Raw genomic sequence first — 25,849 nt, 5'->3', positions numbered from 1 at the left:
AACCACTGAACAATCGTCACTTTGTGCTAGAATAGGGCGCTCTCAAGCACCCGTGCCGTGACCTTCGATGGAGTACCGGATGGCCACATCCACCCCCACACGTCCGCCCGGCACCACGGTTGCGACCGGGCTCGACCTGATCCTGGACCGGCTCGACGAGGCCACCCAGGCGCGTGCCGACGAGACCCGGGCGCAGGCCCGCCTGTGGACGGCGTTGGCGGAACTGCTGCGGTTGGCTCGAGCGAACCCGCACCTCTACCTCCGCACCGCCGGCACCGGGCAACCCGACGCGATCGCCCTCGCCGAAGACGTCGCCGCCTACGACGCCGGCCTCCGGTTACGGATGACCTCCGGGCAGGTGCGTCACCTCGCGCACCGCGCCCAGACCCTCGAAGACCGGATGCCGCAGCTGCACGCCGCATTCACCGCCGGGACCACGACCCTCGGGCACGTGAACACCGCCCTGGACCTCCTCATCGGGTGGGACGATCCCACCGGGGTGTCATCCTTCGATGAGCAGCTCGCCGACGCGGCCAGCACCCTCACAGTGGCAGCCTTCCGACGACGCGCCCGCCACCTGAAGGGCACCCTCTACCCGGAACCCGCGGAGACCCTGCACGCCCGCGCCTTCACTACTCGCCGGGTCAGTCTGGAACCGGTCGAGGACGGTATGGCGTGGATCCACCTCCTCGTCGCCGCCCCCGACGCCATCCGCATCATCGCCCGCCTCACCGGAACCGCCCGCGCCGTCCAGAAGACCACCACCCGCACCGATCCCGACTGGAGAACCCGGAACCAGATCCGCGCCGACCTCGCCGCCGGCTGGCTCGCCGGCGACGACACCCCCACCGCCGCGCAGGTCGGCCCCATCCTGCTGATCCCAGCCCTCACCCTGCTCGGCGAGGGCACCGAACCCATCGAACTGCGCGGCTACGGACCCATCGACCGCGCCAGCGCCGCCCGCCTCCTCACCCAGGCACCGGCATTCCGGCGCGTGCTCACCGACCCGATCAACGGCGAGAAACTCGTCTACGACCGCACCAGATACCGACCCACGACAGCGCAACGCGACTGGGTCGCGATCCGGTTCGAGGACTGCATCGACCCCACCTGCACCCGACCCGTCGACGACACCGACCTCGACCACCTCGAGGAATGGGCCAGAGACCACGGCGCCACCAACAGCGACAACCTCTACCCCCTCTGCGACACCGGCAACAGACGCAAGAATCTCAGCCGCATCCGCTACCACCGCCAACCCGACGGCACGGTGCGCATCACCACCCCGACCGGCTATGAATTCACCACCCAGGTCGCACCCTTCTAGCCGCCAGCCCCATCCACCGACGCTTCGAACGCGCGCTCCGCGCGGTCCTCAGCGAGCAAGCCGTCAGCGAGCAGGCCGTGAGCGAGGTCTGCAACGAGCGCGCCCACCACCCCGCTCGTTGACGCCCGGACGAAGTCCGCGGCCGAAACGCACCCGCCGTCGGCCGCTCAGTCGCACAGCTCCCAGGGAGCGCGCCAATTACGCGGCGTCGGCCGGACTGTCGACGGCGCCATGACGCCGCAGCACCAACGGCAGCACCACCCAGAGGCCGAGCGCGACGACGATCACGGCACCTCCGGCGATCCATCCAGCTGGTGACGGCAGGAGGAAGTCGAACAGGAACAGCACGATCCCGGCGAACAGCAAGGAGCTCGCGGCGAGACAGGCGATCAGGATGCGGCTGCCAGCGCTCACCAGCACCGGCTTCGCGTGCCGGCGGAAGAGCAGGCGATGGAGACTCACCGGGGTGAGCGCGAGCAGCGTCAGGAGGACCGCACCGATCACCAACGCCAAGTAGATGCCGACGTCGAACGCACTCAGCTCGTCGAAACGCGCCTGGAAGGGCAAGGTGAGCAGGAAGCCCGCGAGGATCTGCGTTCCGGTCTGGAGAACACGGAACTCCTGCAGCAGCTCGTTCCAGTTCCGGTCCGAGCGCTCGGTCGCGGTCTCGTCGCGGCCGTCACTGGGATCGGCGTCGGTGGTGATGGGGTCGGCCACGCGTCCTCCGTCCTGGTCGGCTGTCGAATGCTCACGTCTCGTCGCCCGAGCGTAGCCGAGTTGACCAGACGACCGTGCGGGCCTTGACATCACACGCCGACGAAGCGCCTCAGCGTCGTGGCATTGCGTACGGCGTTGCCGCCTCCGTCATTGTTGAAGTAGACGAAGACATCCCGGCCCTGGTCGTCCCACTCCCGCAACCGCCCCGCCCACCACCCGAGGTCGGCGTCGGAGTACGAGCCTCCGTAGAGGTGGTCGTGGTCGGGTCCGTGCATGCGCACGTAGACGATCGACGCGGTGGCCCGCAGGATGCATGGCAGACCCGCCCCGCTCATGACCACGTAAGCGGCATCGTGGGTTTCCAGCATCCGGAAGACCTCATCGCAGTTCCACGACGGATGCCGGAACTCGACCGCGACCCGCACCCACGGTGGCATCTGCTCGAGGAAGAACGAGAGACGACCGTCGTCGCGTTGCATCCCCGGTGGCAGTTGCACCAACAGCACGGCGCGCTTGTCGCCGAGCTCGTGCCAACCCGCCGTGATGCGACCGATCCACTCCTCGGGCGCGTAGAGCTTCTTGGCATGGGTGAGGCCACGCGGCGCCTTCACCGACAGCAGGAAGCCGTCGGGCAGACGCTGCCTCCAGCTCCGAAAGGCCGCGGGCTGCGGCCAGCGGTAGAAGCTCGCGTTGAGTTCCACCGTCGAGAACTGCGCGACGTAGCTCGACAATCGTTCCCGCGGCGGAAGGCCCGGCGCGTACAGCACGCTCTCCCAGTGGTCGTAGCTCCACCCCGACGTTCCGATGTGGATGACCACGGATGCCTCGTCTCAGCCTGTGACGAGTCGAGGGCGCAGTTCCTTCTCGAAGAAGTCGAAGAATCCGTCGGCGTCCGGGCCGGTGTTCATCAGCGCGACGTGGTCGAAGCCGGCGTCGGTGAACTGTCCGATGACCTCGAGGTGCCGCTCGACGTCGGGGCCGCACGCGAACTGCTCGCGGATGTCGTCCTCGCGCACCGTTACGGCGGCCGCCTCGAAGTTGACCGGATTCGGCAGCTCGGCCAGCACCTTCCAGCCGGCGACCGACCACGCGTTCGTCGTGTGGGCCGCCTTCACGGCGGCCTCCTCGGTCGTCGCCCACGCGAGAGGTGCCTCGCAATAGAGAGGTCCGGTGCCGCCAGCGTCACGGTATCCCGAGACGAGGTCGCTCTTCGGCTCGACGGCGAACAGTCCATCTCCGTGCTCGGCGGCGAGGGCGATCGAGTCCGGACCGCTCACGGCCACGGCCAGGGTCGGCAACACATCGGGCAGGTCGAAGATGCGGGCGTCCTCGAGCTTGAGGTACGTGCCGTCGTAGTTCTGGTAGCCGCCCTTCCAGAGGAGGCGGATGATGTCGAGAGCCTCGTCGAACATGGCGTGGCGCTCGTGAACCCCGGGAAAACCGCGACCCACGATGTGCTCGTTGAGTCGCTCGCCCGACCCGACGCCCAGGGTGAAACGGCCGTCCGAGAGGAGGGCGAGCGTGGCCGCGGCCTGGGCGATGATCGCCGGGTGGTAGCGCACGCTCGGGCAGGTGACGCCGGTGGCCAACTCGAGAGTCGTGGTCTTCGCGGCGATGGCGCTGAGCACGTTCCAGACGAAGGGGGAGTGCCCCTGGGCCTCCACCCACGGATGGAAGTGGTCGCTCATCTCGACGAAGTCGAAGCCCGCCTGTTCGGCGCGCACCGCCTGTCGCACGAGTTCCTGAGGGCCGAAGGCTTCGGCGACGAGCTTGTATCCGATCTTCATGCTTCGACGCTACGCAGCCCGCAGCGATCGGCAAGGTGCTTGCCGATCGCGACGGAGAGGTCCACAATGCGGGGCGCCGGTGCGCCCGGGGTGCCCGCGGTCCGCGGCCTGTGTCAGCCGAGCAGTGCGATCTCGCCGAGACGATCGAGCAGGTCGGCCGGGTCGTCGAAGACTCCCAGGGCTCCGGCATCCGTCAGTAGATCGGCGGAGATTCCACCCGAGAGCACCCCGTACGGCGTGACGCCGGCCCTCACTGCCGCCTTCATGTCCCACACCGAGTCTCCGACGAAGATGGCGTGATCGGCGTCGACGCCGGCCCGCGACAGGGCGACGCGCACGATGTCGGGTTCGGGCTTGGCGGTGTCGACGTCGTCGGCGTTCGTGGTGGCGGAGATGGCGTCGTCTGCGTCGATCACGGGCAACAGGAGGTCGAGCTCATCCTGGGGAGCCGAGGTCGCGAGTACGACGACCACTCCTCGCTCGGAGAGGGCGTGCAGGAGCCGTCGCGCCCCGTTGAAGGCGCGGAGCCGGGGCGCGAGCTCCGTGTAGTAGGTCGAGTTGAGCTCGGTCGCCCGCGATGTCCAGTCATCGTCCCGCTCGCCGACGAGCGACGCGAGCAGCTGATCGCCGTCCTGGCCGATCGAGCGGTGGATGCGCCAGGCGTCGACATCGACCCCCATGTCGCGGAGGGCGTGCTGCCACGCCTCGACGTGGAGGTAGTTCGAGTCGACGAGGGTGCCGTCGATGTCGAAGAGGACCGCGATTCGCTGCTGGGTCATGATGCACTGCCTTCTTGGCTGGCCGTGACGGTGACGGTGAACATGACGTCTTCTATGCCGCCATCCGTGTTCGAGAGGACGACGCCCGTCGACCCGACAGCCACAGCCTTCACGCCTGGGTTGTAGGTCGCGCTCCCATCATCTCGTCCCTCCACGAACTCGGCGATCGACGGATCGGCGATCTCGGCGGAGTAGCTGTCGACCGCCAGGTCACCTGTCGTGATGTTCAACGTCTGCCCCACGATGAGCTCGACCGTCGACCCCGCAAGGTCGCCGACGTCCTTCGTCACCGGCGCGATCACCGGTGATGCCGGTGCAGCGCAGGAGGTCAGCAACACCGCCGCCCCGACGATGGCGACGATTCCGAGCCTTCGGGAGATCCGCATCGGTTCAGCATGGCACTCCCGGACGGAGTCGACAACGGATGCAGACAGCCGATGCAGACAGCCGATGCGGGCAGTCGACGCAGCCAGCAGATCCGGCCGCCGGGCGTCTTAAGCTTGAGGGGCACCCAACAGGAAGCTCCCACCCACCCCATGCCCTCCAGCATCACCAGCACGACCACCGCAGAACCGCTCAGCCCAGCCGAGGTCGCCGCCCTGCGGAGCGACTTCCCTGCCCTCGCGCAACAGGTGAACGGGCATCCGCTGGTCTATCTCGACTCCGGCGCGACCTCGCAGAAGCCCCGATCCGTTCTCGACGCCGAGCGCGACTACTACGAGAACCGCAACTCGGCAGTGCACCGTGGCGCCCACACCCTCGCGGCGCTCGCCACCGAGGACTTCGAGGAGGCCCGCGAGAGCATCGCCGCTTTCGTCGGCGCATCCGCCGAGGAGATCGTCTGGACGTCGAACGCGACAGAGGGCATCAACCTCATCGCCTACGCGATCTCGAACGCGAGCCTCGGCCGCGGGGGAGCGGCGGCCGAGCGCTTCAGGATCGGCGCCGGCGACGAGATCCTGGTGACAGAGCTCGAACACCACGCCAACCTCATCCCGTGGCAGGAGCTGGCGGCCCGCACCGGTGCGACCCTGCGCTTCATCCCGGTCGACGACGACGGATCGCTGCGCCTCGACGAGCTCGACGACCTGATCGGCGAGCGCACGAGAGTCGTGGCGTTCACGCACGTCTCGAACGTGCTGGGCACTGTGAGCCCGGTCGAGCTGCTCGTCGCGCGCGCCCGTGCCGTCGGCGCACTCGTGGTGCTCGACGCCTGCCAGTCGGCACCGCACCTGCCGCTCGACGTGCGTGCGCTCGACGTGGACTTCGCCGTGTTCTCCGGTCACAAGATGCTCGCGCCGACGGGCATCGGCGTGCTCTACGGCCGACGCGACCTGCTCGACGCGCTGCCCCCGTTCCTCACCGGCGGCTCGATGATCACGACGGTCACGATGGAGAAGGCGGAGTACCTGACCGCCCCGCTGCGTTTCGAGGCCGGAACCCAGCGCGTCTCGCAGGCGATCGCGCTCGCTGCCGCCGTGCGCTACCTCGACGCGATCGGTATGGACCGCGTCGCCGCGCATGAGACGCTGCTCGGCCGGCGCCTCACCGATGGCCTGGCGGCCATCGACGGCGTGCGCATCCTCGGGCCCGTTGCCGGAGTCGAGCGCGTGGGCCTGGCCAGCATCGACGTGCCCGGCATCCACTCCCACGATCTCGGTCAGTTCCTCGACAGCCGCGGCATCGCGGTGCGAGTCGGCCACCACTGCGCCCAGCCGCTGCACCGGCGCCTCGGCGTCACCTCGTCGACGCGGGCGAGCACCTACCTGTATTCCACCCCCGATGACGTCGACGCCTTCCTCGCGGGCGTCGCCGACGGCATCGCATTCTTCGGAGGCCCACGATGAGCGACCTCGCCGGGCTCTACCAGGAGCTCATTCTCGATCACGCCAAGCGGCCCCACGGCTACGGCCTCGTGGAGCATCCGTCGGCCGAATCCCACCAGCTCAACCCCACCTGCGGCGATGAGATCACGCTCCAGTTGAACGTCGCCGACGACGGCACGCTCACGTCGGTGACCTGGGAAGGTCACGGATGCGCCATCTCGCAATCGTCGGCATCGCTTCTCGCCCAGCTCTTCGACGGCCTGCCGGTGTCCGAGCTGCAGCCGCGCATCGACTCCTTCCGCACCATGATGCGCTCGCGCGGCACCATCGAGCCCGACGAGGACCTGCTCGGCGACGCCGCGGTCCTGAGCGGCGCCTCGAAGTTCGTCGCACGCGTGAAGTGCGCCATGCTCGGCTGGGTCGCCGCAGAGGATGCGCTGGCGAAGCTGAAGTGAGGCGACCCGGCGCCGGGCGCTCGCCCTACTGCGGCGCCTGCCCGATGCTGAGCCAGCCGTCCGTCGAGTCATCCTTCTTCGACCCGCGGATGCCGTCGGCACCGTCGCCCTTCATGGCCTTGAGCTGGCGCTCGATGTCGGAGCGCGACGCGAGCTCGGCCAGCTGACGCTCGATGTCGGCATCCGGTGCCGCCGTCAGGTCTTTCAGCGCGCCGCTCGAGAGGAGCTCGTCCGTGGCCTGCGCGCGCGCCTGCATCTGGGCGACGCGGTCGCGAGCCCGGTCGAGGCTGACGCCGACGTCGTTCATGTTCGCGCCGATGCCGGCCACGGCCTCGTTCGCGCGCACCTGGGCGGCAGAGGCGCTGTACGTGGCCTTCATCGTCTCCTTCTCGATGCGGAAGGCGGCGATCTGCTCGGCGAGGCGACGCTCGCGTTCCTGCAGTTGAGACGTCTGCTTCTGCAGCGAGCTGTGCTGCTCTTGCAGCTTCGACACCTGCCCCTCGAGGGCGGCGCGCCGTTCGAGGGCGGCGCGTGCCAGGTCCTCGCGGCCGTGCTCCATCGCCTCGCGAGCCTGGTCGCCGAGTCGCTGGTAGCGCGACCCCATCTCCTCACCCTGCAGCTCGATGCGCTTCTTCGCGGTGGCGACCTCGGCCACGGCCTGCCGCACCTGGTGCAGCAGCTTCACCTGCTGCTCGTAGCTGTCATCGAGGGCGTCGCGCGGGTCCTCCATGCGATCGAGCGCCTTGGAGGTCTTGGTGCGGAAGATCGTGCGCATCCGGGCGGTGTTGCTGTTGCTGTCAGTGCTCATGACTGGACTCCCTTGTTCTGGAGGCGATCGGTGGGTGACGTGCGGAGAGGAGCGGCCGAGGGCGCGGTGAAGCGACCGTCGACGGCGTTGAGATTGCGGAGTTCCTCGACCCCGGCGTGCAGGGCTGCGACCTCCCGGTCGACCTCGTCGCGGAGGGCAGCGAGCGACTCGCCGGTCGGGTCGCCGAGACCGGCGGCGACGGATGCCCGCAGTCGACGGATCATCTCGGAGACCTGCTCGACACGGAGGCCCGCCGCCGGAAGCTCGTCCGCCAGGGCCGCGGCGTCTGTCTCGGTCTCCATCAGGCGCAGCTGCGCCTGCAGGGCGACCCCCTCGGCCTCGATACGGCGGAAGATGCGCGGCAGCTCGCCGCGACGCCCGTTGGTGCGCACTGCGAGGTCGATGGCCGCGCGTCCGCTGTCGAGCGCGTCGTTGAGCTGCAGCTGCAGCGCGAGCACCTTGCGCTGCGGTCCCCAACTGAGGCTGGCTCGGCCCTTCAGTACTGCTCCGTTCAGAGCCCGGCTGCGGCGGATGCGACGGTAGACCGCCCGCACCACCAGAACGATGGTGGTGACGGATGCCGTCACGATGAGCGCGAGCGAGAGGAGCACCGACATCAGCACGTCCATCAGCGCGCCTGCCCTGCCGTCGTGCGAGTCGAGTCAGTCGTACGAGTCGAGTCCATGGATGCCCCCTCGGTCACCGACGCGTGGCTCGGGTGTCCGAACGCAAACGCGATATAACGCAATCTACGCTCGGAGCGGGTCCAGCGTAAGGGCTCCCACGAGATCCTCAGATCCGCACGTTGCTCACTGCGCGGCCTTCGACTGGCCTGTCCTGGCCGCATAGGCCTTCTTCATCTTCACGATGTTGCCGCAGCCGGCCATGGTGCACCACCGGCTGGATCGGTTGCGGGAGTGATCGTAATACGCCCACCGGCACGACTGGCGGGCGCACGCCTTCAGTCTCGGCCAGGTGCCGTCCTCGGTCGACTGGCGCACGGCATCGAGCATCGAGGCGAGAGCGCGTCTGACCGCATCTCCGCCGGCCGGAACCAAGCCGAAGGCCTCCGTCGCTCCGGGCTCGTCCACGCGGAAGGAGATGCGCACCGGCAGGTCCGCGAGGGCATCGTTGAGGCGGCGGATCGCTGCAGGGTCGGCATCGTGGCCGGCGTGCAGCTCGAGCACACCGCGCAGCCCCTCGCGCAGCGTGATGGCGAAGTCGAGGTCGTCGCCGGTGGCGACGGCGCCCGGATCGAGGAGGTGTCGGCCGTCGAGCCAGTCGCGCAGGTCGTCGGGGCTGGTCAGCCGCTCGTCATCCTCCTGGAACTCCACGGTGTTGACGAAGTCCCGGATGAGGCGGAGAGCAGGCGGGATGACCTGGTCTTCCTTCTGGAACGCGAGATCTGTCTGATCGCCCATAACACCAGCATAATTACTTGACAGGTGTGAATTCAAGGTTCACGGTGGAAGGACCCCATCGAACCAGTTCGGTGGTGTTACGAAGGGATTCGGGTCATGACGGATGCAGCTGACACGAGTGCAGAGGACGAGCGACCGCGAACGAGGACGCGGATGGCGATCCTGCGAGAGCGACGTCGTGCCGCGCGCGGCGGGCGTCGGTCGCGCCGAACCGACCGGCGGCTGGAACGGGACGCGGAGCGTGCGGAGCGCCGCGTGCGGGACCCCGAATGGGATATCCCTCCGATCGCTCTCGGAATTCTGCACAGAGGCGGCTAGGCGCCTCGGGCGTGCAGACGGCGACTAATCCCGTCGCCAGGCATCTCCGAGTGAGCTGCGCCGGGGAATGAGATCGGGCTTGATGACCACGGTCTGCTTGATCGTCGTCGGTCCGCCCTGTATCTCGTTCATGAGCAGCTGCGCCGCAACTCGTCCCATCTCCTCACCGTGCTGGCTGATCGTCGAGACCGGGATCGCGCTCTCGGACGCGAAGTGGTTGTTGTCGTAGCCGACGACAGCGAGGTCGGTCGGTACGTCGAAGCCTGGCTTCCCGTCGAGGATCTGGATCGCACCGACGGCCAGGAGGTCGGATGCCGCCACCAGGCCGTCGAAGGTGCCGGCGCCGCGAGCGAGGATGTCCTGACCGGCGTGCCTGCCATGGGGGATGTTGAGGCCGCGCGTCTCGATGTGTTCCAGTGTCACTCCCGGATTCGCGGCCACTGCTGCGCGCGCGCCCTCGAGGCGCTGGGCGACGGCGGTGAGCAGGAGCGGCCCGCCGAGGAAGGCGAGTCGGGTGCGGCCGAGCCCGATGAGATGCTGCGCCGCCTCGTAGCCGCCGTGCTCCTCGTCGGCGACGACTCCGGCATAGTGACCGGACTCCGCTGCGAAGTTCACGAGCACGAGGGGAGTGCTGCGCAGCAGTGTGGCGCTGCCCCGCACGTAGGCGGTGTCGAGTGGCGCAAGCAGCACGCCGGCGACGCGGGACTCCTCGAACAGGCTGATGTTCATCGACTGCTTCGCCAGATCCACGTCAGAGTTGGCGATGATCAGGTTCATGCCGTGCTGTCGGGCTGTGGCATCCGCTCCTCGGGCGATGTCAACGAAGAAGGAGTTGCTGAGGTCGGCCAGCACGATCCCGATCGTGCTGCTGGTTCCCGTGGCCAGCGACCGCGCTGCGTCGTTGCGGATGAAGCCGAGTTCGGCGATCGCGGCCTGCACCTTGCGGCGCGTCGCCTCGCTCACCTTGTCGGGATTGTTCATCGTGTTCGACACCGTGCCCAGGGCGACCCCGGCGTGACGGGCGACATCGGACATGCTCGGGGCCGACTTGCCGGCTTCCCGTCGCCCCTGTGCCACTGGATGTTCCCCTTGCTGCGCGCCGTGTTGCGCGATATCCGCTCATGCTCTCAGAATGAAGCGCTCCAAAACATATCCTATTTGGCTTGACAGAAGCCAGAAAACGCGTATATTTTCCGAATGAAACGCTTCAATTGTGAGGCTTCGCATTTCAAGGAGGAATTGTGACCACAGCACCGAAATCACGACTGCGGCGTCTCGCGCCCCTCGTGGCCGTCGTCGGAGCGGGAGCCATGCTGCTCACCGCGTGCGGACCCGCCAGTGGCGGAGGAAGCGCGGACAGCGGGAAGTTCACCTACCTCGGCCAGACCGAGAACACCACCATCATCAGCACGCTCGAGGCACTGGGCAAGGATCAGTGCGCGGCCGAGGAGAAGGCGGCACCGCTCACCTCGGACTCCGTCGCCGGAACACAGTGGGACCAGAAGCTCCAGCTCCTCGCCGGCCAGGACGCCCTGTCGAACATGTCGATGGCCGCGGGCACGCCGTCGCTGATGAAGCAGTTCATCGATGCCGGTCAGGTCGTCGACCTCTCGGCCGAGCTCGAGAAGCTCGGTGTCGCCGACAAGATCCTGCCCGCCGCGGACTCGACGATCAAGGCTCTGTACGGCGAGGACAGCCTGTACGCCCTGCCGACCGAGCTCAACATCGAGGGCTTCTGGTACAACAAGCAGCTCCTCGCCGACAACGGCCTCGAAGCGCCGGCCACCTGGGACGACCTCGTCGCGGCCGCGGACACCCTGCAGGGAGCCGGCGTCCAGCCCTTCGCCGCAGCAGGCAAGGACGGATGGCCGGTCACCCGCCTCGTCGGCGACTACATCGCCCGCGACCTCGGCCCCGACGCACTCAAGGACGTCGCCGACGGCACGGCCAAGCTCACTGACGACGAGTACGTCAAGGCCGCTGACGCGGTCGCAGAGCTCGGCAAGGCCGGCTACTTCGGCGAAGCCGTCGGATCGGTCGACTACAACGCGGCGATGAACGAGTTCCTCACCGGTAAGGCGGCCTTCTTCTACATGGGCAGCTGGGCGCTCGCCAACTTCAACGACGAGACGCAGAACACCATCGGCGTCGACAACGTCGGCTTCGCGCCCTTCCCGGCCGTCGACGGCGGTGCCGGCAGCATCGACCAGGTTCCGGCGAACGTCGGCATCCCGGTGATGCTCGCCAAGAAGGGCTTCGGCGACAGCCAGGCCGCCTGGCTCAAGTGCATCGCGTCCAACTACGGCGACGCGGTCCTCAAGGAGAGCGGCGTGGTGTCCGGCTTCGCACTCGACACCCCGCCCACCGACCTCCCCGAGACGACGCAGACCGTGCAGCAGGTCATCCAGGATGCTCCGTCGAGCATCCTCTGGTTCGAGGCGCTGTTCACCTCGAAGGGCACCAGCGTCAGCCAGACCAACGGCGGAGGCCTCGCGAACGGCACACTGAGCGGTGCTGACTTCATGAAGCTCGTGCAGGCGGCGAACGACGAGGGCTGATTCCTCACCACCCGAATGCAGGGGCGCAGTGCGCTGCGCCCCTGCATTCATCGCCTGCTGCTGACGCGGCCGAAAGATTGAAAGAACCATGGATAGAGTCCTCGGCGACAAGCGCGCCATCTTCGTACTGCTGGGGCCGGCGCTGCTGGTCTACTCGCTGGTCATGCTCGTGCCGATCCTCTGGTCGCTCGGCTACACGGTCTTCGACGGCAACCCCATCGTGGGCTTCACGTTCAACGGGCTCGGGAACTTCACCAAGTTCTTCCAGGACCCGGCCGCCTGGAGCGCGATCTGGTTCACGATCCGTTACGCCCTGGTCCTCACCATCCTGCAGGTCGGCACGGGATTCGGCCTGTCACTGCTGTACGTCTTCTGGCTGAAGAAGGCGTCGTCGACGATCCGCACGATCGTGTTCTTCCCGGTCGTGCTGCCCACCGTCGCCGTGGCGCTCCTGTTCCAGCGCCTCTTCGAGGCGGCGCCGACGACGGGGCCGGTCAACTCCCTGCTCAACGTGTTCGGCATCCCGTCGGTCGACTGGTTCGGAACGCCGGATGCCTCGTTCTGGATCATCATCCTGATGGACCTGTGGCGGTCGATGGGCTTCTACGCGGTTCTGCTGTACGCAGGCCTGCTCGACATCCCCGAGGAGATGCTCGAGTCCGCCCGCCTCGACGGCGCTGGAGGATGGAAGCTGGTGCGCACGATCGTGCTGCCGCTCTCCCTCCCCGTGCTGCTGTCCTCGCTCATCTTCAGCATCAACGGCACCCTCAAGGTCTTCGACACGATCATCGCCCTCACCAACGGCGGCCCGGGCAACGCGACGACCCCGTTGACGCTCTACATGTTCCAGACCTCGTTCACCTACGGCGAGTACGGCTACGGCAGCACGATCGCGCTGATGCTCACGATCCTCTGCCTGCTGTTCACCGTGTTCATCTTCCGGTCCACGCGCCGCGACATCACGAAGGGCTGAGACCATGACCACGCAGACCACGGCCATCGCCAGCGTCCACCCGAGGGGGCTGACGAGCGGCGGTGTCCCGCGCAGCCGCCGAAGCACTCCACGCCGCTTCTTCGCCAGGCTCCCGATCCGCATCCTCATCGCCGTGCTCCTGATCGTCGAGATCTACCCGATGCTCTGGATGTTCCTCGGCTCGTTCAAGACCCAGAGCGAGTTCCTCAACGACCCGTTCTGGGCGCTGCCGAAGACCTGGTCGCTCGACAACTACGTCGAGGTGTTCGACAGCGGATTCGGCCACTACATCGTCAACAGCATCATCGTCGTCTTCCCGTCCCTCGCACTCATCCTGCTGTTCGGCGTCGCGGCCGGCTTCGCCCTCGAGGTGATGGTCTGGAAGGGCCGCGGCACAGTCCTCCTGCTGTTCCTCGCCGGCATCATGGTGCCGACCCAGATGATCCTGCTCCCGCTCTTCACCATCTACTTCCGCACGGGTCTGACCGGGACCTACTGGCCGCTCATCCTCACCTACGTCGCCACGGGCCTGCCCTTGACGGTGTTCATGATGGCGACGTTCTTCCGGTCGGTTCCGCGTGAGATCTTCGAGGCGTCGACGCTCGACGGCGCCAGCATCCTGCGGTCGTTCTGGGCCGTCGGATTGCCGTTGGTGCGCAACGCGATCTTCACCGTCGGCCTCGTGCAGTTCTTCTTCCTCTGGAACGACCTGCTGATCGCCTTGACCTTCACGAACAGCGACGCCCTGCGCACGATCCAGGTCGGTCTGCTCAACTTCACCGGCCAGTACGGGGCGGTGCAGTACGGCCCGACGTTCGCGGCCATCGCGGTCAACGTCCTCGGGACGCTCCTGCTCTACCTGTTCCTCAATCAGCAAGTCATGAAGGGCCTCACAGCCGGATCGGTCAAGGGATAGACGAATGACGATCACCGATCACCTCACCCTCACCACCATCGACGACGTCTGGCTCGAGAATCGCCGCGGAGGCTCGTCGATCGGCATCGGCGAGAGTCGACCCCGGGTCTCGTGGGCGACCGCTTCGGCGAGCCCGGTCGGCTCGGTCGCCTTCGAGCTCACTCGGGAGGACGGCACCGTCGACCTGCACCTCGAGCACGGCGGCGGTCGTCGCCTGATCGAGTGGCCGTTCGCCCCGCTGACCTCGCGCGAGGCGGTGAGCCTCCGGCTTCGAGTCGTGGGCGACGGGGTCGACTCCGTCTGGAGTGCGCCGTACCGCATCGAGGCCGGTCTGCTCGAGCGCACGGACTGGCACGTGCCGTTCGTCTCGCCATCTCCGGCGGAACCCCAGGGGGAGCTGCGACCGGGCTACCTGCTGCGCGCCGACTGGGACAGCGTGGATCCTGCCCGCATCCGTCGGGCCCGCATCTACTCCACCGCCCATGGCGTCTACGAGGTTGAACTGAACGGTGCACCAGTGTCGGAGGAGCTGCTCTCGCCCGGTTGGACGAGCTACAGCCACCGGCTCCGCTCCCAGACCTTCGACGTGACCGAGGCGATCCGCGCCGGACGCAACGTCATCGGCGTCTGGCTTGCCGATGGCTGGTACCGCGGACGCATCGGTTTCGAGGGCGGCCTGTGGGACGTGTACGGGCGCGACGCGTCCGTGCTGCTGCAGGTGGAGATCACCCTCACTGACGGCTCTCGTCTGGATGTTCCCCTCACCGACTCCTGGCGGTGGAGCAAGGCGCCCATCACCAGCGCCGGCCTCTACGAGGGTGAGGCGTACGACGCCAGGCTGCTCCCGTCCGGTTGGAGCGACACCGGCTTCGACGCCCAGCACTGGCAGCGACCCGTCGTCCTCCCCTTCGACGACTTCGACGCCGCGATCGAGGCGCCGACCGGCCCCCCGATCAAGGTCACCGAGGTGTTGCGCCCGATCAGCGTCGAGGCCATCGCCGGCTCCCGCATCCGTCTCGACTTCGGACAGAACATCGCCGGGAAGCTGCGCATCCGGGCCTCCGCCGACGCCGGCCACACCCTGACGTTGCATCACGCCGAGGTGATCGAGAACGGGGCACTCGGCGTTCGCCCCCTGCGCTCCGCGATCTCAGTCGACAGCTACACCTTCGCCGGCGACGGCGTCGAGGAGTGGACGCCGCGTTTCACGCTGCACGGCTTCCGCTACGCCGAGCTCGAGAACTGGCCGGGCGGCATCGACACCGTCGACGTCGAGGCGTTGGTCGTGCACACCGACATGGAGCGCACAGGTTGGTTCGAGAGCTCGCATCCCGGACTCAATCGCCTGCACGAGAACGTCGTGTGGAGCATGCGCGACAACTTCGTCGACCTGCCGACCGACTGCCCGCAGCGAGACGAACGACTCGGCTGGACCGGTGACATCCAGGTGTTCACTCCCACGGCCCTGCGACTGTTCGGAGCCCACGGCACGCTCAGCGGCTGGCTTCGCGACGTCGCCCACGAGCAGGCCGATCAGGGTCACGTGCCCAACTTCGTTCCCTGGATCGAATGCGGATTCCCGAACCACCCGACCGCGGCGTGGGGAGACGCCGCCGTCATCGTGCCGTGGGAGATGTACCGGCACGACGGCGACACCCGGGTGCTCGTCGATCAGTACGACAGCATGAAGGCGTGGGTCGACCTCGTCGACGACCTGACCGGCCACACGGGCCTGTGGAACACGGGCTTCCAGCTCGGCGACTGGCTCGACCCCGCGGCACCGCCGGACAGCCCCGGCGCCTCCCAGACCGACAAGTACCTCGTGGCGACCGCCTATCACGTGCGCACGGCGCGCATCCTCGCCGAGACTGCAGCCATTCTCGGCAGGGAGACGGATGCCGCTCACTACGGCGCCGTCGCGGAGCGGGCGACGACAGCGTTCCAACGGGAGTACATCGCACCGAGCGGCCGGATCGTCAGCGACACGGTCACGGCGATCGCCGTCGCCCTCGTGTTCGAGTTGTTCGCGACCGAGGAGCAGGTGGCCCACGCCGGCGACCGGCTGCTGCACCTCGTCGCCGCCGGTGACTTCCACATCAGCACCGGATTCGTCGGGACTCCGATCATCTGCGACGCGCTCGTGCGGGCCGGAGGGATCGACGCCGCCTACCACCTGCTCCTGCAGGAGGAGCTGCCCTCCTGGCTCTACCCGGTGTCGATGGGTGCGACCACGATCTGGGAGCGCTGGGACAGCATGCTGCCCGACGGTTCGGTGAACCCCGGTGACATGACCTCGTTCAACCACTACGCGCTCGGCGCCGTCGCGGACTTCATGCACCGCGTCGTCGCCGGTCTCGATTCGGCTGAGCCCGGCTTCGCGTCGCTGCGCATCGCACCTCAGCCGGGTGGCGCGCTCACACACGCCTCGGCGAGCCACCGCACGCCACTGGGCCTGGCGTCGTCGGCCTGGCGACGTGACGGGGAGTCGTTCTTCCTCGACGTCGAGGTGCCTCCGAGCGCCACCGCGACCGTCGTACTTCCCGGCGGCGGGGGCGAGCACAGGGTCGGCCCAGGCCGGCACTCGTTCACCTCCACCTTCCGTCCGGCGTCGCAGGACGCCCCCAAGCCGCCCTACCGCCGGTGGTAGACACCACGGAGCGCGAGCGCGCCCGCACCCACGGCTCCACCACCACCAGACGAGGAACAGCAATGCAGCAGTCCATCCGACCCGGCCAGCCATGGTTCGACACAGCGGGGGGGCGGATCCAGGCGCACGGCGGATCGATCCTCTTCGTCGACGGAGTCTTCTACTGGTACGGCGAGAACAAGGAGAGGACCGCACCCGGAAACGGGATCTGGCACTGGGGTGTGCGCTGCTACGCCTCCACCGATCTCTACAACTGGGAGGACCGCGGTCTGATCATCCCGCCCGTCGTCGATGATCCCCAGCATCCGATGCACCCTGCGCAGTTCGCCGACCGGCCGCACATCATCCACAACGCCCGCACGGGCAAGTACGTGTGCTGGGTGAAGGTGATGCAGCGCAACGGCGAGCAGATGTCGAGCGTCTTCACCGCGGACGACATCCTGGGACCTTACGAACTCGTGCGCAGCGGACTCCGGCCACTCGGCATGAACGCCGGTGACTTCGATCTCGTCGTCGACCCTTCGGACGGGAAGGCTTACTACTACTTCGAGCGCGTGCACAGCGAGATGATCTGCGCCGACCTGACCGACGACTACACGGACGTCACCGGGTACTATTCGACGCATTTCCCGCACCCGCAGCCCCCGTTCGTGCGGGAGGCGCCGGCCTACTTCAGGCGGAACCGTCGGCATTACCTGATCACGTCGGGAACGACGGGCTATTTCCCCAACCAATCCGAGTCCGCCGTGGCCGACAGTCATCACGGCCCCTGGACCGTCATCGGAGACCCGCACCCCGGCGATGAGTCCCACACCTCTTACCGATCGCAGCTGTCGTCGATCTTCAAGCATCCGCTGAAGCGGGACCTCTACATCGCGCTGGGCGACCGGTGGGTGGTGGACCCGCCCGCCGACCTCCCCGACATCCCAGCCCTCTTCGAGAGGGTGTTCAGTCCCGACCACGATCACAGCGAGTGGGGTGCTGTTCCGCTTCCCGACCCCGACACATCGATCGCGGACTACGTCTGGCTGCCTCTCCGATTCGACGGCGACGAGGTGATCATCGACTGGCACGACGAGTGGCGCATCGAGGACTACGACTGAGGCGCATCACCCGCACGGCATACCTCGCGACCTAGGCTTGAGGGGTGCCTCAGGACTCGAACGATCCGTCCCAGCTGTTCCGTGACAGGCCCTGGCTGGCCTCCTACGCCGAAGGCGTGCCGGCCGACATCGACGAGCCGACCGAGACGCTGGTCGACATGCTCGATGCCTCCGTCGCGAGGTTCGGATCGAAGGTCGCACTCGAGTTCTTCGGCGCCCAGACGACGTACCGCGAGCTGGGGGAGCAGGTCTCGCGCGCGGCCGAGGGGCTCCGCAGGCTCGGCGTCGGCCCCGGCGATCGGGTGGCCCTCGTGCTGCCGAACTGCCCGCAGCACGTCGTCGCGTTCTACGCGGCGCTGCGCCTCGGAGCCATCGTCATCGAGCACAACCCGCTCTACACGGCCCGCGAGCTGAGACACCAGTTCGAGGACCACGGGGCGAGCGTCGCGATCGTCTGGGACAAGGTCTACGACCTCGTCACCGACATGCCGAGCGACGTGAAGCTCGCGCACATCGTGTCCGTCGACATGACGGATGCCCTTCCCTTCGGAAAGCGCCTCGCCCTCTCCCTGCCGATCAGGAAGGCGCGGGAGTCGCGCGCTGCGATGACCAGCACTCCGAAGGCACGCCGGGTGTTCACCTGGGATCGCCTCGTCGGCGGTCACAGGCTGTCGAGGCGCGTCATCCGCCCGACCATCGACGACACGGCCCTGCTGCAGTACACAAGCGGCACGACCGGCACCCCGAAGGGTGCCATCCTCACGCATCGCAACCTTCGGGCGAACGCAGCCCAGGGCCGAGCCTGGGTTCCCGGTCTCGCCGAGGGCGATGAGACCTTCTACGGCGTCCTGCCTCTCTTCCACGCCTACGGCATGACGCTCTGCCTGACGTTCGCCATGAGCATCGGCGCGAAGCTGGTGCTGTTCCCCAAGTTCGACCTCGACCTGGTTCTCAGCGCCATGAAGAAGTCACCGCCGACCTTCCTGCCCGCGGTGCCGCCGATCTACGACGCGCTGGCCCGGGCGACGAGCCGGAAGGGCGTCGACCTGTCGAGCATCCGGTTCGCCATATCGGGCGCGATGAGCCTGCCCGTCTCCACCGTCACACGGTGGGAGGAGGCGACCGGGGGTCTGCTCGTCGAGGGCTACGGCATGACGGAGACGTCGCCGGTGGCCGTCGGCAATCCGATCGGCCCATCGCGTCGGCCTGGCACGGTCGGGGTGCCATTCCCGAGCACCGACATCCGCGTGGTCGACCCCGATGCCCCGACCGAGGATCGCGCGGCGGGGGAGCCCGGAGAGCTTCTGCTGCGCGGGCCGCAGGTCTTCCAGGGCTACTGGCGGCGGCCCGAGGACACGAGAGCGGCTCTGCTCGAGGGCGGATGGCTGCGCACCGGCGACATCGTGACGGTGTCGGCGGACGGCTTCGTGACGGTCATCGACCGGGTGAAGGAGATCATCATCACCGGCGGCTTCAACGTGAGCCCGTCGGAGGTGGAGGAGGTGCTGCTGAGCCACCCCGACGTCATGTCTGCAGCCGTGGTCGGCCTTCCGCGAGCCTCCGGCGGAGAGGACGTGACGGCTGCTGTGGTCATGCGCGCCGGCACCAGCTTCGACGGCGGCGCGCTTCGCGACTACTGCCGCACCCGCCTGACCGCGTACAAGGTGCCGAAGAGGGTGGTTCAGCTCGACGCACTGCCGACCTCGCTCATCGGCAAAGTGCTGCGCAAGAAGGTCCGGGAGTCGCTGATCGCCGGTCGCAGCGCGTAGCGCTGCGCCGAGGGCCGCCACCCGCCGTCGCGCAAGCCCCCAACGGGTGAGGCGCCGATCCCGTACGGTGAGCGGATGACCGACGTCGCCGTTCCGCCCGAGACCAGCTCGGATTCCACCTCGACCCGCCGGGCTGTGCTGATCTACAACCCGGTCAAGCTCGACGCCGACGCCCTGCGCCCGGCGTTGACGGCGCTCGAGACCGAGACGGGTTGGGCTGAGACGCTCTGGCTCGAGACGACGGAGGAGGACCCCGGCGCCGGACAGGCCGCCGAGGCGCTGAAGGCCGGCGCCGACGTGGTGATCGCCGCCGGCGGCGACGGAACCGTGCGCGTCGTGGCCGAGGCCCTGCGAGGGTCGGGCGTTCCGCTCGCCCTGCTTCCGTCGGGCACCGGCAACCTGCTGGCCCGCAACCTCGATCTGACCCTCGACGACGCCGAGAACTCGCTCCGCACGGCGCTCACCGGCGCCGACCGCCCGATCGACATGGCGGTGATCGACATCCGCGGCGACGACGGCAAGACCCGTCGCCACGCCTATCTCGTGATGGCCGGGCTCGGGCTCGACGCCAAGATGCTCGCCAACACCGACGACGACCTTAAGGCGAAGGCGGGCTGGCTGGCCTACGTCAAGGCGATCGGCCTCGCACTCCGCGACAAGAACCAGTTGCGCCTGCGCTACAACCTCGACGGCCGGGGCAACAAGACGCTGCGCGCCCACACCATCATGGTCGGCAACTGCGGCTCGCTTCCGGCCAACATCCTGCTGCTGCCGGATGCCGCCGTCGACGACGGCGAGTTCGACATCGTCGTGCTGCGCCCCGAGGGCTTCTTCGGCTGGATCCAGATCATGACGAAGATCTTCTGGGAGAACGGCGTCCTGCGCCGCACGACAGCCGGTCGCCGGCTGATGGGACTCACCAAGGAGGTGCGCGCGCTCAACTACCTCAAGGGGAAGGAGCTCGTCGTGTCGCTCAGTCGAGCCGAGCAGATCCAGCTCGACGGCGACTCCTTCGGCGAGGCGCGCTCGTTCAAGACCTGGATCGACCCGTCGAGCCTGATCGTGCGGATGCCGCCCGAGGCCTGAGCCCGGGGCGGCATCCGTCTGCCACATGCGCGCTGGAGAGCGCTACTTCTTCGCCACGGGTCCGAACATCGCCTCGACGTCGGCGAGCTCCATCTCGGCCGTCGCCTGGATGAGTTCCATGAGGTCGGCGTCGAGACCGGGGGAGAACTCCTCGAGCCGCTCGGGCGAGATCGTGGACGGAACGCCCTCCGGTGCCTGCTCCGTGGCATCCAGGTCCGTGCCGTCCTTCGAGGGCGACATGCCCTGGAAGATGCGCCCGGCCTCGGACTTGCCCTCCAGGTCGAAGCTGTACTGCTTGGACTGCAGGCCGAGGTCGAGGAGTTCCTTCACCTCGGGGAACTGCTCGGCGTTCGTCTTGGGGATCGGCAGCAGCTTGTTCCAGTCGACGCCGAGGGACTCGAGTGCCTTGGCGTAGGCGTTCTCGTGCGCCTGGTCGCGCACGATCAGGTAGGCGACGGTGGATCGTGCCGTCTTGTTGTCGGTCATCTCGTAGATGCGGCACTTCTGCAGGCGTCCGGTCGACTCGAGCATGAGGTTGTACAGCAGGTCGAGGGGCAGGTTGCCGGAGTTGTAGACGTAGCTGCCGCTCCACGGGTTGCCGACGGCATCGACCGGCAGCGCGCCCTGGGCGCCCACGAGGTAGTGGTGGATGTTGCTCTCATCCAGCGCGATCTTGAGCGGAGTGGCGCCACCGGCACCAGGAGTGTCGAGCGGGTCCGTGAGCTTGCCCGTGTAGCGGGGCGAGCCGTCGAGCAGGCGCGAGATCGTGGTGCCGATGAGCTCGACGTGACTGATCTCCTCGGTGCCGATGCCCTGGATCAGGTCGCGGTAGGGCTTCGCGGCCGCCCCGCGGAAGTTGATGCTCTGGAAGAGGTACTGCATCATCGTGCGCATCTCGCCGAACTGGCCACCGAGCCCCTCCTGCAGGGCATTGGCTGCTGCCGGATCCGGCTCATCCGCTGCGATCTCGTTGATGTAACGCTGTGCATGGAAGTACATGGACGTCCCCTCAGGTGATCCCGCGTCGTCGCGAGGTGGGGCAAACGTACGTCCGGACGGCAGTCTCCGCTTCGGGCTTGACAATCCCTCAGCTGCGGTGCACAGGAGAGTCAGGCTCCGCGCAGCGCAGGAGGCGCCTCGAGGATGGCGTCGACCGACTCCGGTTCGAACAGGGCGTCGATCGCGATGAGAGCAAGCCCGGTCACGCCGGCCAGCTCACCGAGCGTCGACTTCGTGATCTGCAGGCTTCCCGTGGCGAGCGGCACCGTGTGCTGGTAGACCCGCTCGCGGATGCCGGACATCAGCACCTCGTCGCAGTCGGCGAGCTGGCCCGAGAGGGTGATCGTGCGGGGGTTCAGGATGCTGACGAGATCGGCGATGGCGTCTCCGATGATGCGTCCGGCGGCACGGACGCGGCGCATCGCCTCCATGTCGCCCGAGGCGACGAGGGCGACGATGTCGTTCGTGGTGTTCGTGTGGATGCCGACCTTCTCGAGCTCCCGCTGGATCGCCCAGCCGCCGGCGTACGCCTCGACGCAGTCCAGGTTGCCGCAGCGGCACTCCCTCGGCTCCGCATCCGACATCGTCGCCTGCGTGTGACCGATGTCGCCGGCGGCGCCCTTGTCGCCTCGGATGATCTGCCCGTTGAAGACCAGGCCGGCGCCGATACCCGTGCCGAGCTTCAGGCTGATGATGTTGTCGACGTGGTGGAGCCTCGCCTCGGCGACGGCGCGGGCGTTGGCGTCGTTCTCCACGCTGACCGGAGCCGCGTACCTGCCGGCGAACCAGGCCGCGATGTCGAAGCGGTCCCATCCCGTCATGATCGGCGGGTTGACCACCCGACGGGCGGCGAACTCGACCGGGCCGGGAACGCCGATGGCGATGCCCCACACGTCGAAGTCGTGTCCGAGGCCGCCGAAGGCCTCGTCGACAGCCGAGAGAACGGCATCCGGACCCTCCCAGACGTTGATCACCCTCTCGGCGTGGACGAGGGGGACGCCGTTCAGATCGCAGGCGGCGACGACGAAGCCCGAGGCGCCGATGTCGGCCGTGAGGATGACGGCGCGGGAGGCCTGGAAGGCGAAGCGGCTCGACGGCCGGCCGCCCGTCGACTCTCCGCCTCCGACGTCGGCGAGGAGTCCGGCGGCGCTCAACGAAGCGAGACGCTGGTTCACGGTGGAGCGGGACAGCCCCGACAGCTCGATGACGTCGGTGCGGCTGAGCTCACCGTGCTCACGGAACAGGGCGAGCACATCGCTGGCGTGCGAGCCTCCGTCGATCGATCGCATCCGTCGTCCCTCTCTGAGCCGTCCTGGCTGTCCGTCGTCTGACGGTGACATCATCTTAGCGATATGAAAGCACGAAAGCGTGGATACTTTTGTATTGACGAAAACCAAAAGGGTGTGTAGTTTCAAATGGACGGCACGCAGTGGTGCCCCAAACCCCCACCAAGGATCGACATGTTCAGCAAAGAAGCTTCCAAGACTCGTGCGGTGTTCGTCGCGGTGCCCGTCGTCGCCATCGCACTCGCACTCGCCGGGTGTTCATCCGGCTCCGACTCGTCGGGCGGTTCCAGCTCGGGTTCCGGGTCCACGAAGGTCGCGGCCGTCATCAAGGGCCTCGACAACCCGTTCTTCCAGGCCATGGAGGACGGCATCAAGACGACGGCCAAGGAGGACGGCGTCGACGTCACGGTCCAGGCCGCCGCCGACATCGGCGACACCACGGGCCAGGCCGACAAGCTCACCACCCTCGCCGGTCAGGACTACGGATGCTTCGTGGTCAACCCGATCAGCGGCACGAACCTCGTGCAGGCGCTCGCGCCGGTCGCTGCGGCCGGTACGACGATCGTAAACATCGACAATCCCATCGACGCCGATGCGGCCGAGGCAGCCGGCATCGACATCGCCACCTACATCGGCACCGACAACAAGGCCGCGGGCGGCAAGGCTGGCGACTTCATCACCAGCAACGTGGATGCCGGAGCCGAGGTCGCCGTCATCGGCGGCGTCGCCGGCGACGTGACCAGCGCCGCCCGCATCGACGGCTTCACGGCCGCTGCCGGTGACAAGGTCGAGATCGTGCAGGAGGAGGCGGCCGACTGGAAGCGCGACGTCGCCCTCACCAAGGCCACCGACATCATCGCGGCCCACCCCGACGTCAAGGCGTTCTTCGCCGCGAACGACGACATGGGACTCGGCATCGTGAAGGCCGTCGAGAACGCCGGACTCACGGGCGAGATCGTGGTCGTGAGCGTCGACGGCAACAAGGACGCCCTGCAGTCCGTCGCCGACGGAGGCCTCAGCGCCACCGTCGCCCAGTACCCCTACGCGATCGGCTCCCTCGGAGTGCAGGCCTGTGAGGTCGTCGCGGCAGGCGAGGAACTCCCCGCCACGGTCGAGTCGCCCACGGCCCTCGTCACGGCGGATGTCGCGCAGGAGGCCATCGACGCCTTCCCGCAGCCGTTCGAGGAGTTCGACAACCCGCTCGCGGACCTCCTGGGTTCGAAGTAGGACCCCGGGCCCCGGCTGAAGCACCGCCGGGGCCCGGTTCCATCCTCCCCACACCCCGCCACCGCCGAGAGAGACAGAGACACTCGTGAACCTCCCACTTCAGACCACGAACATCGCGGTCCCTGAGAAGGGCATCCGCCCCCTACTCCGAGAAGCCAAGAGCCTGAGCTTCTGGGCTGAGAACGCCGCACCGATCGGGCTCATCGCCCTCGTGATCGTGTTCGCCATCCTGAGCCCCACCTTCCTCAGCATCGGCAACATCCGGGCCATGCTCGTGGCCGCCGCCATCCTCGTGATCCTCGCGGTCGCCCAGTCCTTCGTCATCACCACCGGAGGCATCGACCTCTCCATCTCGGCCACCATGACCCTCGGCGCCGTCGGCTTCGGCATCGCCTGGCAGGCCGGCTTCGGGTTCTGGATCTCGGCGATCATCGCCATCCTCTCGGCCGGAGTCATCGGCCTGATCAACGGTCTGTTGATCGCGAAGGGCAAGGTGACGGACTTCATAGCGACGCTCGGAACCCTCTCGGTCGCCACGGGTCTCGCCCTCATCGTGACGAGCGGCAAGCCGGTCTCGATCACCAGCCCCGACCTGCTCCGCCTCACCACGGGGTCCGTCTGGATCGTCGGGTATCCGTTCATCATCGCTCTCCTCGTCGGTGTCGTCGGCTGGTTCGTCATGTTCCGCACCCGCTTCGGCCTGCACGTGCAGGCCGTCGGTGGAAGCGAGGAGGCGGCGGTCGCCAACGGCGTCAACGCCTCCCGCGTGCGCATGGCGGTCTACCTGATCGCGGCGCTGCTCGCCGGCCTCGCCTCGCTGCTGCTGGTCGCCCGCATCGGCGCGGCCGAGCCGGCCATCAACACCAGCTACCTGCTGAACTCCATCGCCGCCGTCGTGCTGGGCGGTGTCAGCCTCACGGGCGGCCGGGCGAAGATCGTCGGCCCGATCCTCGGTGCGCTGCTGCTCACCGCCCTCACCAACGGGCTCACCCTGCTCGGTGTCTCGCAGTTCTACCAGCCGCTCGCCGTCGGACTCGTCGTAGTCCTCGCGGCCCTTCTCACGAGGTTCCAGAAGAAATGAACACCACAGCATCCGTCGACACCGACGTCATCCTCTCGGCCCAGAACATCACCAAGTCGTTCGGTGGCGTGCACGCCCTCCGCGGCGCATCGATCACCATGCGCCGCGGCGAGGTCACCGCACTCATCGGCGACAACGGTGCAGGAAAGTCGACCCTCGTGCGCTGCCTCTCCGGCATCCACCGACCCGACTCCGGCACCATCACCCTCGACGGGAAGGTGGTCGAGTTCGGAACTCCGCTCGCAGCCCGCGAGCACGGCATCGAGACCGTTCAGCAGAACCTCGCCCTCGTCGAGGAGCTCACCGTGTGGCAGAACTTCTTCATCGGCCGCGAGAAGACCAAGGGCTTCGGCCCGTTCCAGATGCTCGATCGCAAGGCCATGCGCTCCACCGCCGAGAGTCTGCTCTCGGACCTCGCCGTGAACGTGCCTCCGGTGACCAGCCGCGTGCGGCGCCTCTCGGGTGGTCAGCGCCAGGCCGTCGCCATCGCCCGCGCCGCCGGCTGGGGCAGCTCGATCGTCATCATGGACGAGCCGACAGCTGCGCTCGGTGTGCAGGAGACGGCCCGCGTCGAGTCGATCATCCGCAAGCTGCAGGACCAGGGCGTCGCCGTGCTGCTCATCAGCCACAACTTCGACCAGGTGCTGCGCCTCTCCGACCACGTGTGGGTCATGCGCGGCGGCCTCGCCGTGGCCGAGCGTCGGTCGTCCGAGACCAGCGGCGACGAGCTCGTCGCCCTCATCACCGGCGCCAAGGCGGCCTGATC

General features: G+C 67.8%; 24 protein-coding genes. 13 read left to right on the top strand and 11 right to left on the bottom strand.

Going from position 1 to position 25,849, the window contains the following annotated elements; genetic code table 11:
* Nucleotides 1-79 precede the first annotated feature (79 nt).
* Nucleotides 80-1,327 carry an HNH endonuclease signature motif containing protein gene (locus tag E4M00_RS00905; protein ID WP_167756781.1) on the top strand — a complete coding sequence of 416 codons (1,248 nt, stop codon included), beginning with the start codon at nt 80-82 and terminating at the stop codon, nt 1,325-1,327.
* Nucleotides 1,328-1,525: 198 nt separating this feature from the next.
* Here E4M00_RS00905 and E4M00_RS00900 read toward each other — a convergent pair whose 3' ends face one another.
* From E4M00_RS00900 to E4M00_RS00880, 5 genes are all read right to left on the bottom strand, one after another.
* The gene (locus E4M00_RS00900; protein ID WP_135118694.1) at nt 1,526-2,044 is read right to left on the bottom strand and encodes a DUF6328 family protein; all 519 of its coding nucleotides are present in this window, start codon (nt 2,042-2,044) and stop codon (nt 1,526-1,528) included.
* An 89-nt stretch (nt 2,045-2,133) separates the two neighbouring features.
* Entirely contained in the window at nt 2,134-2,862 is a 729-nt protein-coding gene (locus E4M00_RS00895) for a DUF72 domain-containing protein (protein ID WP_135118693.1), read from the bottom strand.
* A gap of 12 nt (nt 2,863-2,874) precedes the next feature.
* Nucleotides 2,875-3,831: a TIGR03557 family F420-dependent LLM class oxidoreductase gene (locus tag E4M00_RS00890; RefSeq protein ID WP_135118692.1), complete on the bottom strand. Its 957-nt coding sequence runs from the start codon at nt 3,829-3,831 to the stop codon at nt 2,875-2,877.
* A 113-nt stretch (nt 3,832-3,944) separates the two neighbouring features.
* Entirely contained in the window at nt 3,945-4,610 is a 666-nt protein-coding gene (locus tag E4M00_RS00885; RefSeq protein ID WP_135118691.1) for an HAD family hydrolase, read from the bottom strand.
* Complete coding sequence (locus tag E4M00_RS00880) at nt 4,607-4,996, bottom strand: hypothetical protein (RefSeq protein WP_135118690.1); 390 nt, start codon at nt 4,994-4,996, stop codon at nt 4,607-4,609. Before E4M00_RS00880 ends, E4M00_RS00885 begins: the two co-directional genes overlap by 4 nt.
* A gap of 150 nt (nt 4,997-5,146) precedes the next feature.
* Here E4M00_RS00880 and E4M00_RS00875 point away from each other — a divergent pair, with 150 nt between their 5' ends.
* The gene (locus E4M00_RS00875) at nt 5,147-6,457 is read left to right on the top strand and encodes a cysteine desulfurase (RefSeq protein WP_135118689.1); all 1,311 of its coding nucleotides are present in this window, start codon (nt 5,147-5,149) and stop codon (nt 6,455-6,457) included.
* The gene (gene sufU, locus E4M00_RS00870; protein WP_135118688.1) at nt 6,454-6,891 is read left to right on the top strand and encodes a Fe-S cluster assembly sulfur transfer protein SufU; all 438 of its coding nucleotides are present in this window, start codon (nt 6,454-6,456) and stop codon (nt 6,889-6,891) included. The genes E4M00_RS00875 and sufU overlap by 4 nt, the downstream gene beginning before the upstream one ends.
* Nucleotides 6,892-6,916: 25 nt before the next feature.
* On the opposite strand, the gene E4M00_RS00865 is transcribed toward sufU, so the two are convergent.
* The 4 genes from E4M00_RS00865 to E4M00_RS00850 form a co-directional block, all read right to left on the bottom strand.
* On the bottom strand, nt 6,917-7,699 hold the full coding sequence (locus E4M00_RS00865) for a PspA/IM30 family protein (RefSeq protein WP_135118687.1): 783 nt from the start codon (nt 7,697-7,699) through the stop codon (nt 6,917-6,919).
* The gene (locus E4M00_RS00860; protein WP_135118686.1) at nt 7,696-8,328 is read right to left on the bottom strand and encodes a hypothetical protein; all 633 of its coding nucleotides are present in this window, start codon (nt 8,326-8,328) and stop codon (nt 7,696-7,698) included. The genes E4M00_RS00865 and E4M00_RS00860 overlap by 4 nt, the downstream gene beginning before the upstream one ends.
* A gap of 180 nt (nt 8,329-8,508) precedes the next feature.
* Nucleotides 8,509-9,120, bottom strand: a complete 612-nt coding sequence (locus E4M00_RS00855; protein WP_135118685.1) for a CGNR zinc finger domain-containing protein — start codon at nt 9,118-9,120, stop codon at nt 8,509-8,511.
* Between the two features lie 342 nt (nt 9,121-9,462).
* Complete coding sequence (locus E4M00_RS00850) at nt 9,463-10,473, bottom strand: LacI family DNA-binding transcriptional regulator (RefSeq protein WP_135118684.1); 1,011 nt, start codon at nt 10,471-10,473, stop codon at nt 9,463-9,465.
* A gap of 206 nt (nt 10,474-10,679) precedes the next feature.
* Between E4M00_RS00850 and E4M00_RS00845 the strand changes: the two genes are divergently transcribed.
* The 7 genes from E4M00_RS00845 (at nt 10,680) to E4M00_RS00815 (ending at nt 20,490) form a co-directional block, all read left to right on the top strand.
* Nucleotides 10,680-11,996 carry an ABC transporter substrate-binding protein gene (locus tag E4M00_RS00845; protein WP_240036750.1) on the top strand — a complete coding sequence of 439 codons (1,317 nt, stop codon included), beginning with the start codon at nt 10,680-10,682 and terminating at the stop codon, nt 11,994-11,996.
* Nucleotides 11,997-12,084: 88 nt separating this feature from the next.
* The gene (locus tag E4M00_RS00840; RefSeq protein ID WP_135118683.1) at nt 12,085-12,969 is read left to right on the top strand and encodes a carbohydrate ABC transporter permease; all 885 of its coding nucleotides are present in this window, start codon (nt 12,085-12,087) and stop codon (nt 12,967-12,969) included.
* Between the two features lie 4 nt (nt 12,970-12,973).
* On the top strand, nt 12,974-13,885 hold the full coding sequence (locus E4M00_RS00835; protein ID WP_135118682.1) for a carbohydrate ABC transporter permease: 912 nt from the start codon (nt 12,974-12,976) through the stop codon (nt 13,883-13,885).
* 4 nt (nt 13,886-13,889) lie between these two features.
* Nucleotides 13,890-16,532, top strand: coding sequence for an alpha-L-rhamnosidase (locus tag E4M00_RS00830; protein ID WP_135118681.1), 2,643 nt, complete (start codon nt 13,890-13,892; stop codon nt 16,530-16,532).
* 62 nt (nt 16,533-16,594) lie between these two features.
* On the top strand, nt 16,595-17,635 hold the full coding sequence (locus tag E4M00_RS00825) for a family 43 glycosylhydrolase (RefSeq protein WP_135118680.1): 1,041 nt from the start codon (nt 16,595-16,597) through the stop codon (nt 17,633-17,635).
* A gap of 44 nt (nt 17,636-17,679) precedes the next feature.
* Nucleotides 17,680-19,404 (top strand): long-chain-fatty-acid--CoA ligase, encoded by a 1,725-nt coding sequence (locus E4M00_RS00820; protein WP_135118679.1) that lies wholly within the window; start codon nt 17,680-17,682, stop codon nt 19,402-19,404.
* 75 nt (nt 19,405-19,479) lie between these two features.
* Nucleotides 19,480-20,490, top strand: coding sequence for a diacylglycerol/lipid kinase family protein (locus E4M00_RS00815; RefSeq protein WP_135118678.1), 1,011 nt, complete (start codon nt 19,480-19,482; stop codon nt 20,488-20,490).
* Between the two features lie 42 nt (nt 20,491-20,532).
* Here the strand turns inward: E4M00_RS00815 and E4M00_RS00810 are convergent, their stop codons facing one another.
* Both E4M00_RS00810 and E4M00_RS00805 read right to left on the bottom strand, forming a co-directional pair.
* A complete protein-coding gene (locus tag E4M00_RS00810) occupies nt 20,533-21,489 on the bottom strand; it encodes a manganese catalase family protein (protein ID WP_135118677.1) in 957 nt (318 codons plus the stop codon).
* Nucleotides 21,490-21,599: 110 nt separating this feature from the next.
* Nucleotides 21,600-22,778 (bottom strand): ROK family transcriptional regulator, encoded by a 1,179-nt coding sequence (locus E4M00_RS00805; protein ID WP_167756780.1) that lies wholly within the window; start codon nt 22,776-22,778, stop codon nt 21,600-21,602.
* Between the two features lie 171 nt (nt 22,779-22,949).
* On the opposite strand from E4M00_RS00805, the gene E4M00_RS00800 reads away from it, so the two are divergent.
* The 3 genes from E4M00_RS00800 to E4M00_RS00790 all read left to right on the top strand — a co-directional run bounded on the left by E4M00_RS00800 (nt 22,950) and on the right by E4M00_RS00790 (nt 25,847).
* Nucleotides 22,950-24,002, top strand: coding sequence for a substrate-binding domain-containing protein (locus E4M00_RS00800; protein WP_135118675.1), 1,053 nt, complete (start codon nt 22,950-22,952; stop codon nt 24,000-24,002).
* An 85-nt stretch (nt 24,003-24,087) separates the two neighbouring features.
* Complete coding sequence (locus E4M00_RS00795; protein ID WP_204772941.1) at nt 24,088-25,083, top strand: ABC transporter permease; 996 nt, start codon at nt 24,088-24,090, stop codon at nt 25,081-25,083.
* Nucleotides 25,080-25,847: an ATP-binding cassette domain-containing protein gene (locus tag E4M00_RS00790; RefSeq protein ID WP_135118674.1), complete on the top strand. Its 768-nt coding sequence runs from the start codon at nt 25,080-25,082 to the stop codon at nt 25,845-25,847. The genes E4M00_RS00795 and E4M00_RS00790 overlap by 4 nt, the downstream gene beginning before the upstream one ends.
* Nucleotides 25,848-25,849 lie beyond the last annotated feature (2 nt).

Origin of the sequence: Orlajensenia leifsoniae (assembly GCF_004570845.1) — a bacterium.
GTDB lineage: Bacteria > Actinomycetota > Actinomycetes > Actinomycetales > Microbacteriaceae > Orlajensenia > Orlajensenia leifsoniae.
This window is presented reverse-complemented; position numbering and strand designations above follow the sequence as displayed.